This window comes from Stenotrophomonas sp. STEN031 (genome assembly GCF_056759975.1).
Map to the genome: position 1 here is coordinate 81,480 of NZ_JBRREA010000015.1, position 14,705 is coordinate 96,184.

Sequence of the window (14,705 nt, forward strand, 5' to 3'; positions counted from 1 at the left end):
CACGGCTGGCTTGCTTCGCTTCCTTCATGGGGTGCAGGATGAAAATGGAAAGGGTCTGCAACAGGATCGCCAAACGTACGCTGACGGCGGCGCTGGGCATCTGCATTGTTGGTGCGGTACACGCACAAAGTACGACCGGTGCAATATCGGGTTCGGTGCCAGCCGGCGCGCGGGTCACGATCACCAGCAATAGTGGCTTGAGTCGCAGCGTGATTGCCGATGACAAGGGACGGTACACCGTCAGCAGCCTGCCGGTGGGTCCCTATACCGTGGAGGTGGGCGAAGGGCGTCGCGATGTCGTGGTGACGGTAGGAGGAAACAGCAACGTTTCCTTTGCCGGTACCGAGGCGACGACCCTGGGCACGATCAATGTCACCGCATCGGCGGCCGACAGCATCGATGTGCGCTCGGTGTCGACCAATACCGTGATGACGGCGCAGGAAATACAGCGTTTGCCGCTGGCGCGCACGGCGGAATCCATTGCCTTGTTGGCCCCGGGTGCGGTTGCGGGAAACCCGGTCTTCTTTGGTAGCGCCGTCTCCCTGGGAGGCGCCAGCGTCGCCGAGAACGCGTACTACATCAACGGGTTCTTTACCGGCAATCCAATGACCAACGTGGGGGGCTACACGCTGCCTTACGGCTCGATCGAGCAGCAGGAAACCTATACCGGTGGCTACAGCGCGAAGTACGGCCGATCCGATGGTGGCGTGCTCAACCAGATTGGCAAGAGCGGCAGCAATGACTTCCACTTTGGCGCGCAGGTCACTTGGACGCCAAGGGGCTTGCGTGCAGGTACACCGGACCGGCACCTGCCCAATGATGCGCTGCCCGAGGGATATGCGTACCAGGACGACACCCTGGTTGGACGCCTGTTCAGCCGTGGTGACAGGAATGAAAGCTGGGGCGAAACCTATAGTGCCTATGTCAGCGGTCCTTTGCTCAGGGATCGGCTGCTCGGCTTTGTATCGCTGGAGCAGGAGCGAACCGAAACCAAGGCATATCCGACTGTCCTGGGGGTGCCGCAGAGCCTGCACGACACCACCAAGAATCCCAAGCTCTACGCGAAATTGAACTGGAACATCAACGACGGCAACCTGCTGGAACTGACCTACATGGCGCAGCGCAAGCGCTACCAGGGAGACTACTACGCGTACGACTTCGCCGAAGATGTGGAAGGCGAAAGCAATGGCTCCAGCCCGAACGAGGTGAAGGAGAACAACGAGTTTTCCATCATCAAGTACACCGGCTATCTCACCGATACGCTCACCCTCAATGCGATGTACGGTCATTCGCGGTTGCGCTACAGCAGCGTGCCAACGCTCACCGGCTTCGATCATGTCTCCAGCGCCAGTCTGCAGAACCCGGCGTACTGGCCGGCCGGTACGCCGGCCAGCGGCATCACCAATCCGCAGGCGGCCAGCAATGGTACGCCGGGCGCGGACGACTATGGCGACGGCCTGCGCCTGGAGCTGGAGTGGGTGTTGGGCAGGCACACCTTGACCGGCGGCATCGACAACCAGAAGTTCGAGGCCAAGAACGAAGGTGTCGACATGTTGATCGATCGCTGGATCTACCACAGCACCAATGCGCCGGATCGGGCGGTGAACGCGGCGCTGGACGTTGGTGCACCAGGCTCCCGCTACTTCGTCCGCAAATACATCTACAGCAATTCCACCAGCATGTCGCTGGAGCAGAAGGGCTGGTATCTGGAGGACAAATGGCAGGTAACCGACAATCTGCTGCTGTCGCTGGGCATTCGCAACGACCAGTTCACCAACAAGAACAACACCGGTGCAGCGTATGTGGATACCGGTGACCAATGGGCGCCGAGGCTGGGCTTCAGCTGGGACGTCTTCGGTGATGCCTCCTTCAAGTTGTTCGGCAACGCGGGCCGTTACTACCTGGCATTGCCGCAGGCAGTCGCAGTTCGCGGCGCTTCGTCCTCAACCTTCACCAGCGAGTACTTCACCTATACCGGCATCGACGCCAATGGCGTGCCAACCGGGCTGGAGCCTATCCTGAATCTGGCTGGCACTGCAGCCGCCGGACCGGTGTCCTCCAACCACGAAACCGGCCAGCCGAAAGATGCCGGCAGCTTTGCGCCCACTGACTTGAAGTCCTCCTACCAGGATGAATTCATCGTCGGCTTCCAGGCCCGCTTGAACGAAAACTGGAGCTATGGCGCAAAGGCCACTTACCGTGATCTCAAGTCGGCGATGGACGATACCTGTGATTCGGCCGCCATGGCGGCCAAACTGGAGAAGATGGGTATTGACGCATCGACGGTCGCCATTCCCGGTTCGGAGGGCCTCGATGGTGGCTGCTTCATCGTCAACGTGGGTGACAGCAACACATTCCGCTTCGCCAACAAGGACGGCAATGGTTACACCTCGTTCCGCATGACGCCACAGGACTGGGGCTGGACGGTGCCGATGAAGCGCACCTACAAGGCGATCGACTTGTTCCTGGAACATCCGTTCAACGGCAAATGGGAGGCTCGCATCGATTACACCCTGAGCAAGAGCGAAGGCAATATGGAAGGGCCGGCGAACTCGGATTCCGGCCAGGGTTCGGCATCGCATGACAATGGCGTATCGACCAGCGTGAACTGGGATGGGCCTGCTTTCATGTTCCACTCGATGGGGTATCTGCCCAATGACCGTCGGCACCAGATCAAGGCGCGTGGCAGTTATGCCATCACACCGGAATGGATGGTCAGCGCCAATGTGAGCATGCAGTCGGGCATGCCGATCACCTGCTGGGGGTTCCTCAATGACCAGGGCGGGGACCCGGCGGTGAATGAAACCGACCCGGTGGGCTACGGCGGTTCCTTCTACCACACGTGCTTTGGCAAGGCGTCTCCGCCGGGCCAGCGGTACACGCCCTGGACCAGTCGCCTGGATATGGGGGTCCGCTACAGGCCGGCGTTCGCCGATGGCAAGCTGGCGGTGTCGCTGGATGTATTCAATCTGTTCAACCAGCGCAAACCCACCGCGATTGATGGCGCAAGCGAAGGAGAGATCGCAACCGTCAGCAACACCTACAACCTGCCCTTGCGATTCGCCACGCCCCGTTATGTGACGATGAGCCTGGCCTACGACTGGTAAGCCGATCGGCAGGTGGAAGGACAGCGGTCCGGGTTCCGTGAGGCGCCCGGGCTGTGTCTGCTGTCAACCCTGCAACAGGGCACTGCACACGGACGCGCGCAGCTGGCTACACTCCGGGAGTTGCCTTATCACTGGAGTACCGCGTGAAACGAGTCGTGATCAGCCTGTTGGCGATGTCCGTGTCCACCGCCCTGATGGCCGCCCCGCCCAAGTTTGATGGCGCGCGCATCTCGGCCGACGTCAAGGAGCTGTCCTCCGACGCCTATGAAGGCCGTTCGCCAGCGACCGCAGGCGAGGACAAGACCATTGCCTTCCTGAGCAGGCAGTTCGCCGCTGCCGGCATGCATCCCGGCGGCGACCTGAAGGACGGCCAGCGCCTGTGGACCCAGGCGGTGCCGCTGCTCAAGGGCGACATCGTCGGCAAGCCGGTGCTGTCGCTGAGCAGCCAGGGCAAGCCACAGACCCTGACCCAGGGCCAGGAGATCGCCGTGCGCGCGGCCATGAACGGTGCCAGCGCGGTGGATATCAGCAATGCACCGCTGGTGTTCCTGGGCTATGGCGTCAAGGCGCCTGAGCGCAACTGGGACGACTTCAAGGGCGTGGACCTGAAGGGCAAGATCGCCGTGGTGCTGATCAACGACCCGGATTTCGAGACCGGTAGCGGTGACTTCGACGGCAAGGGCATGACCTATTACGGGCGCTGGACCTACAAGTACGAAGAGGGCGCGCGCCAGGGCGCCGCCGGCGTGCTGATCGTCCATGAGACCGCACCGGCCTCCTATGGTTGGGCGACGGTGGCCGGCTCCAATACCAACACCATGTTCGACGTGGTCCGGCAGAACCCGGCCGAGGCGCACCCGGCGCTGGAAGGCTGGATCCAGCGCGACCTGGCGGTGGAGCTGTTCAAGCGCGCCGGGCTGGATTTCGAAACGCTGAAGAAGCAGGCGCAGTCGCGCGATTTCCAGCCGGTGGAGCTGAAGGGCGAAACCTTCTCGGCCAACTACCAGGTCAAGACCGAGGTGATCACCTCGCACAACGTGGTCGCGCGCCTGGAAGGCAGTACCCATCCGGACGAGACCATCATCTATTCCGGCCATTGGGACCACATCGGTGTGGGTGAGCCGGATGCACGCGGCGACCGCATCTTCAACGGCGCAATGGACAATGCTTCCGGCACCGCTGCGCTGGTCGAGCTGGCGCGTGGGTTTGCCACCCAGCCCAAGCCGCAGCGCTCGGTGGTGTTCCTGGCGGTGACCGCCGAGGAAAAGGGCTTGCTGGGCTCGGAGTACTACGCCAGCAATCCGCTGTATCCGCTGGCCAAGACAGTGGCGGTGATCAATATGGACGGCATGTCGCCGTACAGCCCGTCGCGTGATTTCGGCATCTATGGCTCGGCCAAGGTGGAGCTGCTGGACCAGCTCAAGGACGTGGCCAAGGGTTGGGACATCCGCTACACCCCGGATACCAAGCCGGAAGCCGGCCTGTTCTTCCGCTCCGATCACTTCCCGTTCGCCAAGCGCGGCGTGCCGGCGCTGTCGTATGGCGCGGGGCAGGACTGGATCGACGGCGGCGTCGCCGCTGGCAAGAAGGCCTCCGACGAGTACACCGCCAAGCGCTATCACCAGCAGGGTGACGAATGGCAGGCCGATTGGACCTTCGCCGGCGCCGCGCGCGACCTGGAAGTGCTCTATACCTTGGGCGAGAAGCTGGCCAACTCACGTGACTGGCCGAACTGGAGCCCGGAAGAGAGTTTCCGCGCGACGCGCGATGCGAGTGCGGCAGAGCGCAAGTAAGGCTTGAAGGCTTGGAGGTTTGAAGGCTTGAGGCTTGAGGCTCGAGGCTTTGAAGGCTTTGAAGGCTTTGAAGGCTTTGAAGCCCCTCTCCCGCTTGCGGGAGAGGGGTTGGGGTGAGGGCGGCTTCTGCGCAGCGCTGCCGTGCCTTCAGGCGTTACCGGTGAGCCCTTGCCGAGCATGGCTCGGCACTACAAGCCCCTCTCCCACCGGGAGAGGGGTTGGGGTGAGGGCCGGGGGCCCACAGATACCTGCTGCCCCTCAGAATCCTCTCACAGCACCATCAAGGACGACCCATGACAAAGACCAGCGCTTGCCGCGCAATCCTGTGCCTGGCGGGCATGACCTCACCGTTGTGGGCGAACGCAGTGCCCTTGCCGACCAACTGGCAAATGCTGCCAACGTCCCAGCAGGAGGCAGAGAAAGGCCTGCCCTCGGCCTTGCAGGCGCCCCTGCTGGCAAAGAACCAACGCTCGCTGCCGCAGGTTGAGTTGCTGGTCGCTTTACCGTTCGAGCAGGTGCTGCCGGTGGTGCAGGCCAGCCTGGCACCGCTGGGTAAATTCAACGCGCCAGTACAGCGCACCCGTGTGGCCTACATGGATCACGGCTGGGGCAATGTGCTGATCGCGCGACGCCCGGAACTGAAGGCCGAGTTCATTCGACGCTACCGCATGCCTGCGTTGCAGGCGGCGGTGGAGCAGGGCGCCCTGCTGGCCGAAGAGCTGCCGCTGCGCGAGCAGCGCCTGCAGCGCGATGCCACGGTCGATGCGATGAGCGACAAGCTGGCCGAACTGCAGGGCAGCTTCGCCAGCTGGCAGGCCAGTGCCGAGCAGAAGCACGGTGTGCTCGGCCGCGCCAAAAGCACGATCGAAGTGCGGGTGATGCAGGTCGACGAAGCGCTGGGCAAACCGGCCACGGCGATCAGCTTGAGCCGAACCGACGACTGGCCAAATCCGAACGGCGGCATCGTCGACCAGTTGCGCGAGTTCAACGTGATGGGCGGTGGACCCTCGCCACGTCTGAGCCGCCGTCGCGTGCCGGAGGCGGTATTCACGCCGGTGTACGCCGCCGTGCGCGCGCTGCCCGGTGCAGCCCTGCAGATCGGCGTGGGCGCCAGTGATTGGCAGCTGCCGGCGCAGGCAGACGCTCGCATCGTCGAACCGACCTTGACGGCGCCGGGCGGCAACAAGGACGCGACCGCAGCGCAACGCCTGCTGCCCTTCGGCAGTGGTGACTACTACGACATGCGGCCATTGGCCGATGGCAGCGTACTGTTGCTCAGCAGTTATCCCGAGGCCTTGTGGCGTTGGGCGCCAGGGATGGGCGACAAGCCACGGCGCCTGTGGCAGGCCAGCGCCGATGCGGGTCGTGCCGGCCTGAGCGTGGACCCGCAGGGGCGCACCGGCTGGCTGGCGATACAGCAGCAGATCGTGGAGTACAGCCTGGACCAACAGCGTGCGTTGGCGCATCCGCTGCGTTGGGCGGCCGGTGTACGTCAACCGATCAGCGGCGGCTGGAAATGGACGCATGACACGCAGGGCAGGCCGGTGCCGTACGACCATGCCCTGGACGGCGGTGGCGCGATCCGCGATGTGCTGCGTGTACTGCAGCCGCAGGCGATGGCATCGGCCGATGGCGAGCCGTGGACCTATGCGCCGCGCTTCGATGCGCCCCGGCAAGGCGTGGTTGGCGGCTATCCGGGCAACGCGCTGGTTAAGCCGGTGCGCTGGGACGGACCGGGGCAAGGTTTCTGGATCGAGGACCCGGCAGGCTTGACCGAACTGGATGGCACCACCGGACGGGTCAAGCGCGTGCTGGCCTTGCCGCGCCGCTTCGGCAAGGTGGACGGCAACGATGACGCCGGCATGGCGCAGTGGGTGCCAGCGCCGCTGGGCTCGGCCAAAGGTGGATGGGTTGCGGTCGGCTTCGTGCTGATGGAAGGAAACCGGCGCGATCCGGGCATGCATGTGCTTGATCTGGCCAGCGGCAAGCCGCGCTATTCGTTGGCGTTGCCTGGGCTGAACGCATTGAATGCGGCAACCGCCTCCGCCGACGGTCGCCTGCTGGCCCTTGGCGGCAACGATGGCGGCACCCCGGTGTTGGCGGTGTGGAATCTCGAGTCGGGGCAGTCGCTGGCGTTGAATCCCAGCGACTCTGCCTGCTGGGACCTGCGCCAGCTGCATTGGGCACCGCAGGGTGATGCGTTGATCGGCCTGTGCGGCGATGGCGTGGCGCGCTGGGCGCTGCCCGGCGAATGGCGGTCCAGGTAGTGCCGAGCCATGCTCGGCAGGGGCTCTACCGATAGATCCATGTAGTGCCGAGCCATGCTCGGCAAGAGGCTTTACCAGGAAGCCCCCTTGCCGAGCGTGGCTCGGCACTACAGTGGCCCTCGTTTTCCATCCCGCCCAATCCGGGTTTGATCGCCCTTTTCCGGGTTTCGTCGCAGGCCGCTTGCAGCCGGCGGGGCGGCGCCTATGCTCACCTCCAATCCCTACGGTGACTGACCATGTTCGCCAGCCTCTTTCTCGGTTTCCGCATCCTCGCCGCCTGGGCGCTGACGATCCTCGTCGCTGCGTTCCTGTGGAGCGGCCTGTTCAGCGGCATGGACCAATCCCCGGGCTGGATCTTCGGCCTGGCCGCCATGGCCTTGATGGTGTTCGCGCTGACTGCGGTGGTTGGCCACATCCGCCGCGTCACCCTGATCGCCGACCGGCTCGATTCGCAGACCCTGGCCAACCGCCATCGCCGTCAGGTCGAGCTGCCGCTGGACGCGCCCACGGCCTTCGCCCTGTTGGAACAGGTGATTGGGCAGATGCCACGCATCGAACAGTTGGAGCGCTCGGTGGGCACCCTGCAGTTGCGTGCCACCCAGCGCCGTGCCGATCCCTACGGCGAGCGCCCGCCGTCACGCTGGAACCCGATGGCGCGGCTGGCAATCCGCCACAACCAGATCACCGCCCGGGTCATTCCCGGTGCCGATACCAGCAGCGTGACCCTGTTCTTTGAGCCGGATGCCGGAGCGTGGGTGGACCTGCTGCTGCTGGATGAAGGCAGCAACTACGAAAACGCCGAGGCCATCACCCATGCACTCAGCGGCAAGGTTGCCCAGCAGCGCCGCGAAGAGCGCGAGCACGCCGCACGTACCGAGGCCGAGAAGGAACTCAGCGTCGCCCGGCTGAACCTGCTGCATGCCCAGGTTGAGCCGCATTTTCTCTACAACACTCTGGCCAACGCACAGGTGTTGACCCGCAGCGATCCGGCCCGTGCCGAGCAGATGCTCGGGCACCTGATCCAGTACCTGCGCAGTTCGCTGCCGGGCATCGATCAGTCCGTGTCCACGCTCGGGCAGGAACTGGAGCGGGTGCAGGCCTATCTGGAGATCCTGCGTATCCGCATGGGCTCGCGGCTCAACCTGCAGATCGATGTGCCCGAAGCGCTGCACGGTGTCAGCCTGCCCTCGATGTCGCTGCAGACCCTGGTCGAGAATGCGATCAAGCATGGCCTGGAACCCAAGAGTGGTGGCGGCACGGTATGGATACTGGCGCGTGAACTGGATGGTCAGTTGACGATCACCGTGGCCGACGATGGCCAAGGCATCAGCAGCGACAACAGTGGCACCGGCATCGGTTTGAAGAACCTGCGCGAGCGCCTGCGGCTGAGCTGTGGCGAACAGGCAACGCTGGCGCTGGTTTCCAATTTCCCCAGTGGCATGGCTGCCACCATCAGCCTGCCCAAGCGCATTGCATCGCCGCCGCCGGTAGTCGCTGCTGCACCGGCCGTCGCGCCGGTCAACAACACCTCGACGCAGTCGGCGGTGAACATACCGGAGCTGCCCCGTGCGTCTTGAAGCCCTCATTGCCGAAGACGAGCCGCTGCTGCGCCAGGCGCTATTGGCCCAGTTGCAGCGCCTGTGGCCGGAACTGATCATCGTCGCCGAATGCGAGGACGGCGCCGCCGCGCTGGAAGCGCTGGAGACGCATAAACCGGACCTGGCCTTCCTCGACATCCGCATGCCAGGCATCACCGGCCTGGACGTGGCCCGCGCGCTGCAGCAGCTGAGCCCGCAGACCGAAGTGGTATTTGTCACCGCCTACGACCAGTACGCAATCAGTGCCTTCGAACAGGGAGCGGTGGACTACCTGCTGAAGCCGGTCAGCGACGAGCGGCTGTTGGCAACGCGTCAACGCGTGCTGGCGCGCCGTCAGAGCGGTAATGCTGAGCCGGGGGTGCTGGAGCGTCTGCTGCAACAGCTGGCAAGGCAGCCTGCTGCGCCATTGGCCACACCACCGCTGGCCTGGATCACCGCCAGCAACGGCCGCGAAACACGCCTGGTGATGCTGGACGAAGTGCTGTATTTCCGCGCCGACAGCAAATACACCGTGGTGGTCACCGCCGAGGAAGAACTGCTGCTGCGCAGCTCGCTGCGCGAACTGACGGCCGCCCTGGATGCCAACAGCTTTCGCCAGATCCATCGCGCCACCATCGTCAACATGAAGGCGGTGGCGGCGGTGAGCCGCGACGACAGCGGCCGCGGCGTATTACGGCTGAAACAGCGCAGTGAAACGCTGGTGGTCAGCCAACCCTTCATGAGCCTGTTCCGCGGCATGTGATGCCGCCCTGTTTGCCGGAGTATTGCCATGCATTACCTGACCGTTTTGATCGGCAGCCTGCTGTCGATGCTGGGCATCCATGAGACACCCGGGCAGACCTCGGTAACCCGCATCAGTGGTGAACAGAGCCTGCTCAGCCGCACCACCGTGAAAAACGGCGTCAGCCGTTTCCAGTGCCTGCAGAGTGATAGTGGCCGCTGCAATTATCTGCTGTACCGCGAGCATTGCAGTGGCGCAGCCGATGCACAGCTTTGTCGGCGCGAAGCTTTGGGCGACTTTGTCGTCGTGGTCGGCTCCACCCGCCAGATGCATGGTCTGCCGGCGGGATACTCGCAGCAGGTGACTTTGCAGAAGTAGTTCAATCGCGGGGTTGCGTACGGTGCTGCAATTGCAGGTGTAGCACCTCTCCGCTGCGCTGGCGCAAGGGCTGGGCGCGGAGCGGGGCAGGGGAGATGGGCAGTTTTGCAGTGTGCAAAAAAATCGCCGCGACAAAGCGCGGCGATATGTAGCAACAAAGCGAGCGGGCTCAGAACGCAGGCTGTAGCCGCAAGCCATCGTCACCGATGTGGTTGAGCTTGCCGACCAGTTCCGAGTGCTGCCGCATGCGTCCCAGTTCACGCATGATGCGCACGTCTTCATGGCGCAGCTCGCGGGTGTTGGTGACGGCCTGCTTGTAGTCCAGTACCTCCGGATAGTGCTTGGCCATCTCCAGCGCCTCGGCCACTTCATCCACGCTGTCGGCATCGGAGCTGATCCGGGCGCGGCTGTTGAAGGCCTTCATCCAGCGCTCGAAACCGGCGGTGTGGTCGAACATGTTGGCCATGAACCAGATCACGAACAGGATCGATACCCATGAGCCGAGCACGATCACCACGCGGGTGAAGGTGATATGGAAGTCATCGCGCCACAGGTAATTGGTGATCAAGCCAAGGATCAGCAGTGACGATGCCTGCCACAGCACGATCGAGGCCATCAGCCATTGGCACTTGGCCTTGGCCAGCACCGACACTTCCTCGCGTATCTGCTGATCGCTCAGGTTTTTCCAATGATCGACCTGTTTCTCGAACGGGCTGTTGTACAGCTCGTTGTCTTGCAGCAGCAATCCCAAACCTTTGAACAGTGCGATCATGTTGAGCTCCTTGCAGATACTTGCTGGAACGAGCGACGGATGCAGGTTGGTGCGGTCAGGCAGGCTCAGTTCTAGCACTTTCGTCGCACTTGGCAATGGGGGCGGTGCGAAGATTCGCCTGCGCTTGCCGGCCGCTCGCTTGCAGTGGCGCGGATTTTTTGCGCTGCATCATCATCCAGCGCGCGGGATGTTTCGGGTTTTGCATCAAACCTTGCTGCGTCTGCACATGTTTCGACCCGGCGTGCCCGCGCGGCTTGACGGCGGCTGTACGGGGGACGGACGGGCCGCTCCAGCGAGCCAGCTGCGCAGCCGGACCGGTACGATAGGCAGCATGTCATCCCTGTTCAGTCCGGTTTCCGCCGCCGCCACCGCCCACATCCGTCGCTGGGTGCTGGACGCCTTTCCACGTAACCAGAATGGCGTGGAGTACGACACGCCGTTGGGGGACCCGGGCTGGTTCGGGCCGGGCAGTGTCACCTGGCGCATTCATTCCGAATTCCCCGGTATGTTGGCTGGCGGGCTGTGCGCACTGATGTTGCAGTTGCTGCATCCGCGTGCATTGGCCGGCGTCTATGACCATTCCAATTTCCGCGAGGATCTGGTCGGGCGGCTGCGCCGCACCACCAGTTTTGTTGCCGGCACCAGTTACGCGCCAGCGGCCGAGGCCGAAAAACTGATCGCCAAAGTTCGACGCATTCACGCGCAGGTGGTTGGCACGCTACCGGATGGGCGTGCCTACGCCGCGGACGATCCGCAGCTGCTGACCTGGGTGCATGTCACCGAAGCCTTCGGGTTTCTCGAGGGGTGCAGGCGCTATTGTCGCGAGGTACCGGCCGCCATTGCGGATCGCTACTACGACGAGTACCGGCGTGTCGCCGAGGCCTTGGGTGCGCGTGATGTGCCGGCCAGCGAGGCGCAGGTGCGCGAGTACTTCCAGGCGCAGCAAGCGCAGCTGAGCATGGACGCGCGTTCGCGCGAGGTGCTGGAGGTGCTCAGCGATGTGCGTTTGCCGGTGCCGTTGCCGGGCGTGTCGCGCGATGTGTTTCTGGCGGCGGGTGCGGCCTTGTTGCCGGACTGGGCGATGCAATTGCTTGGCCGTAGTCGTGGTCAGCAATTGCAATCGGTGGTGGCGGCGCGGGTGCTGCGCAGCGTGGCGCCGTTGTTCCGGATTGCCTTGAACGATGGCATTTCGACCCGCGCCTGCAAGCGGGTAGGGCAGGACCCAGCGGTGCTCTCGGCCTGGCCCGCTCTGAGGTAGTGCCGAGCCATACTCGGCAGGGGCGTTACCAGCAAAAAGCGACCCCTCCCCAACCCTCCCCTTCGCTGCGCGAAAGGGAGGGGGCTGTAGTGCCGAGCCATGCTCGGCAGAGGCTTTCCCGGTAGTGCGACAGCCTTGTAGGAGCGGCATAAGCCGCGAAGCAGATGATCCAACTGATTGCAGCGGCATCGGTGATTCCATTGATGCCAGCTTCGCGGCTGACGCCGCTCTTCCAAATGCATGGCGGCCTTGCCGTGCAACACACAAACAAAAAGCCCCGCTTGCGCGGGGCTTTTTGCAGGCATCAATTACAGGTTCGCTTAGAACTTGTAGTTGATCGAGGCAGCCAGGATGTCGCCGCCCACGTCGTACTTGCCCTTGACCACGTTGCCAGTGGCCGAGGTGACATTGATGCTCGGCTCATCGGTGAACAGGTGGGTGTAACCGAAGTTGAACTCGGTCTTCTCCGACGGGGTCCAGCCGAGGCCAACCGACAGCCACTTGCGGGTCACGTCCGGCACGCGCACGTCGCGGTGCTCGATGCTGGTCGGCGACTCGTCATAGGCCACACCGCCACGCAGGGTGATGGTGTCGGACAGCTTGTACTCGGTACCGATCGAGCCGAAGGTGGTGTCGTTGTAATGGAAGCCCAGGGTGTTGTCCGGCTGGTTCGAGGCGAAGTCGACGGTGACTTCGTCGAAGGCGGTCTTCCACGCGGTGCGCGAGACGTCACCCATCACCGTCCAGCGGTCGTTGATGCGGTGGGTAACGCTCATCGAGAACGAGGCCGGCAGGGTCACCGTGGCCTTGCCCGAGGTGTCCACGAACAGGCCGCTACCCGGCTGGCCGAGGGCAACCGAGACATTCTGCGGAACGGTGAAGTTGGCCTTGCCACCGGTGATCTTGTGCTCGACCTTGGAGCGGTAGCTGAAGGCGATGTTGGTGTTCTCGGTCGGGCTCAAGGTGGTGCCGAGCACGTAACCGACGGCATTGTTGTCGCCTTCGATGGTGACGAAGCCATCGGCGCTGCCCGGGAAGAAGCCACCCGCAGCAGCGGCCTGGCCAGCCGCAGCAGCAGCGGCGGCAATCTGCGCCGGGGTGCGGCCAGCGGCAGCGGCAGCTCCGGCAGCACGCTGCTGGGCGGCACCGTTGACCACAGCGCCCATGTCCAGGGCGTTGGACAGTTCGATGGTCAGGTGCTCAACGAACACCGACGCGCCGAACGACACATACGGGTTGACGTCGTAAGAGAACGCTGCGCCCAGGTCGATGGCCTTCAGGTCGGTGGTCACGCCGCTGTAGCGACCCACCCAGTTCTTGTCGTAATCGGTCTTGAAGCCGAACGGTGCGGTCAGCGACAGGCCGAAATGCATGTTGTCGTTCTCACCGAACGGCAGGTGGAAATACGCAGCCGGGACCGGCGCGATCATGCCGGCGTCGCCGCCGTTGCCACCGGTGATCTCGGTGCCGGTACCCGGGACGCCGCCGGGGCCGGAGTTACGGCCAGAAGCCTTGGTGAAATCCGCGGAGAAGCTGATGGCGCTCAGGTCGGCCTGGAACTGGCGACCGTCGAGCAGGCGCATCGACGCCGGGTTGGTGGCGACAACCGAAGCGTCGTCCCATGCGCTGGTGGAACCAGCAAAAGCACGGCCGAGACCCTTGGCACTGTTTTCCTTCAGCTGGAAGGCAGCAGCATTGGCGTGGCCGAAGGCCAGCGCGCCGGCGATACCGACAGCAAGGGCAGTTACGCGGGCAATAGCAGAAGCGGTCATAGTGGAAGCTCTCTCCGTAAACGGTAATGGTCGTTTTTGCGCCTGCACTCCCAAGCAGCCAGGCCGCTTGACAGTGCGCCGGAGTCCCCTCCCGACATACGACGCCGTATGCAGTATCACCCACGCTGGTTAACTAAACAATAACGACGAAAGACATATTCCCAGCCCGTCCCGGGCGGGACCGGGTTAGGCTTCCGGACTCATGTTCGTCTCCATTCCTTCCAGAAATAAGTCAGGCCTGCGCTGGGCAGTGCCCCTGCTTTGCCTGACCCTGCTGGCCGCCTTCCTTTGGTCGATCTCACGGCCAGATGAGGCGCGGCGCACGCTATGGCTGGACTGGGGCGCCTTGGCCACCGGCCTGGGCAGCAGTCGTGACTGGTGGGCGGCACTGAGCGATGGCAGCGTATTAAGGCTGTTCACCGCCTTGTTCCTGCACGCGGACTGGTCACACCTGCTGGGCAACCTGGTGTTCCTGCTGATCTTCGGCCTGCCAGCGGAGCGGGTACTGGGGCCGTGGCGCTTGCTGCTGCTGTTCCTGTTCGGTGGCGCAATCGCCAACCTGGCCGCGCTGTATGTGATCGGCTCGCCCGAGCGCACCATCATCGGCGCCAGTGGCGCGGTCTCGGCCTTGATGGGCACGTACCTGACGCTGTTCCCGCGCGCCAAGCTGGGCGTGGTGCTGCCGCTGGGCCTGTTCCTGGAATTCGTGCGCGCCCCCGCCTTCCTGCTGATCGGCGTGTGGGCGGCCCTGCAGGTGGTGTTCGCCTATATCGGTCCCAGCTTCGGCATGGTGGCCTGGTCGGCGCATGTGGCCGGCTTTCTGTTTGGCGTGGCCTATGGGTTGTATGTGCGTGCCGCCATTGCCAGGCGCCTGCGCAAGCGCAAAGGCTTCTAGCCCTGCTTTTTTTTGTGGGAGCGGCGTGAGCCGCGAAGCCGGTGCCCCATCAGGTCACCGGCTTGCCTGCAGTTCATTGATATCGGCTTCGCCGCGTAGGCCCCGCCCACCAGCAACCCCCTTAAATCCCGGGAAACCCCAATG

At 63.8% G+C, this 14,705-nt stretch carries 10 protein-coding genes; 8 read left to right on the top strand and 2 right to left on the bottom strand.

Features of this window, described 5'->3' with window-relative positions:
* The first annotated feature begins 38 nt into the window (after window positions 1–38).
* The 6 genes from ACVOLQ_RS09375 (at window position 39) to ACVOLQ_RS09400 (ending at window position 9,864) form a co-directional block, all read left to right on the top strand.
* Window positions 39–3,107 carry a TonB-dependent receptor gene (locus ACVOLQ_RS09375; protein WP_481527792.1) on the top strand — a complete coding sequence of 1,023 codons (3,069 nt, stop codon included), beginning with the start codon at window positions 39–41 and terminating at the stop codon, window positions 3,105–3,107.
* A 143-nt stretch (window positions 3,108–3,250) separates the two neighbouring features.
* The gene (locus ACVOLQ_RS09380; protein ID WP_481527793.1) at window positions 3,251–4,900 is read left to right on the top strand and encodes a M28 family metallopeptidase; all 1,650 of its coding nucleotides are present in this window, start codon (window positions 3,251–3,253) and stop codon (window positions 4,898–4,900) included.
* A 293-nt stretch (window positions 4,901–5,193) separates the two neighbouring features.
* Entirely contained in the window at window positions 5,194–7,167 is a 1,974-nt protein-coding gene (locus ACVOLQ_RS09385) for a hypothetical protein (RefSeq protein WP_481527794.1), read from the top strand.
* Window positions 7,168–7,403: 236 nt separating this feature from the next.
* On the top strand, window positions 7,404–8,744 hold the full coding sequence (locus ACVOLQ_RS09390) for a histidine kinase (RefSeq protein ID WP_481527795.1): 1,341 nt from the start codon (window positions 7,404–7,406) through the stop codon (window positions 8,742–8,744).
* Complete coding sequence (locus tag ACVOLQ_RS09395) at window positions 8,734–9,507, top strand: LytR/AlgR family response regulator transcription factor (RefSeq protein ID WP_481527796.1); 774 nt, start codon at window positions 8,734–8,736, stop codon at window positions 9,505–9,507. The genes ACVOLQ_RS09390 and ACVOLQ_RS09395 overlap by 11 nt, the downstream gene beginning before the upstream one ends.
* A 27-nt stretch (window positions 9,508–9,534) precedes the next feature.
* Window positions 9,535–9,864: a hypothetical protein gene (locus tag ACVOLQ_RS09400; RefSeq protein ID WP_481527797.1), complete on the top strand. Its 330-nt coding sequence runs from the start codon at window positions 9,535–9,537 to the stop codon at window positions 9,862–9,864.
* A gap of 169 nt (window positions 9,865–10,033) precedes the next feature.
* Here ACVOLQ_RS09400 and ACVOLQ_RS09405 read toward each other — a convergent pair whose 3' ends face one another.
* Window positions 10,034–10,636: a hypothetical protein gene (locus tag ACVOLQ_RS09405; RefSeq protein ID WP_057629895.1), complete on the bottom strand. Its 603-nt coding sequence runs from the start codon at window positions 10,634–10,636 to the stop codon at window positions 10,034–10,036.
* 331 nt (window positions 10,637–10,967) lie between these two features.
* Between ACVOLQ_RS09405 and ACVOLQ_RS09410 the strand changes: the two genes are divergently transcribed.
* Window positions 10,968–11,894: an oxygenase MpaB family protein gene (locus ACVOLQ_RS09410; protein WP_481527798.1), complete on the top strand. Its 927-nt coding sequence runs from the start codon at window positions 10,968–10,970 to the stop codon at window positions 11,892–11,894.
* 320 nt (window positions 11,895–12,214) lie between these two features.
* On the opposite strand, the gene ACVOLQ_RS09415 is transcribed toward ACVOLQ_RS09410, so the two are convergent.
* Window positions 12,215–13,666, bottom strand: a complete 1,452-nt coding sequence (locus ACVOLQ_RS09415; protein WP_481527799.1) for an outer membrane protein transport protein — start codon at window positions 13,664–13,666, stop codon at window positions 12,215–12,217.
* A gap of 202 nt (window positions 13,667–13,868) precedes the next feature.
* Here ACVOLQ_RS09415 and ACVOLQ_RS09420 point away from each other — a divergent pair, with 202 nt between their 5' ends.
* Entirely contained in the window at window positions 13,869–14,561 is a 693-nt protein-coding gene (locus tag ACVOLQ_RS09420) for a rhomboid family intramembrane serine protease (protein WP_313171101.1), read from the top strand.
* The last annotated feature ends 144 nt before the right edge of the window (window positions 14,562–14,705 follow it).

Bases quoted from the DNA above. Each gene is read 5' to 3' on its own strand.
- ACVOLQ_RS09375 (WP_481527792.1), top strand. From the start codon at position 39: ATGAAAATGGAAAGGGTCTGCAACAGGATCGCCAAACGTACGCTGACG.
- ACVOLQ_RS09390 (WP_481527795.1), top strand. From the start codon at position 7,404: ATGTTCGCCAGCCTCTTTCTCGGTTTCCGCATCCTCGCCGCCTGGGCG.
- ACVOLQ_RS09420 (WP_313171101.1), top strand. From the start codon at position 13,869: ATGTTCGTCTCCATTCCTTCCAGAAATAAGTCAGGCCTGCGCTGGGCA.
- ACVOLQ_RS09385 (WP_481527794.1), top strand. From the start codon at position 5,194: ATGACAAAGACCAGCGCTTGCCGCGCAATCCTGTGCCTGGCGGGCATG.
- ACVOLQ_RS09410 (WP_481527798.1), top strand. From the start codon at position 10,968: ATGTCATCCCTGTTCAGTCCGGTTTCCGCCGCCGCCACCGCCCACATC.
- ACVOLQ_RS09415 (WP_481527799.1), bottom strand. From the start codon at position 13,666: ATGACCGCTTCTGCTATTGCCCGCGTAACTGCCCTTGCTGTCGGTATC.
- ACVOLQ_RS09400 (WP_481527797.1), top strand. From the start codon at position 9,535: ATGCATTACCTGACCGTTTTGATCGGCAGCCTGCTGTCGATGCTGGGC.
- ACVOLQ_RS09405 (WP_057629895.1), bottom strand. From the start codon at position 10,636: ATGATCGCACTGTTCAAAGGTTTGGGATTGCTGCTGCAAGACAACGAG.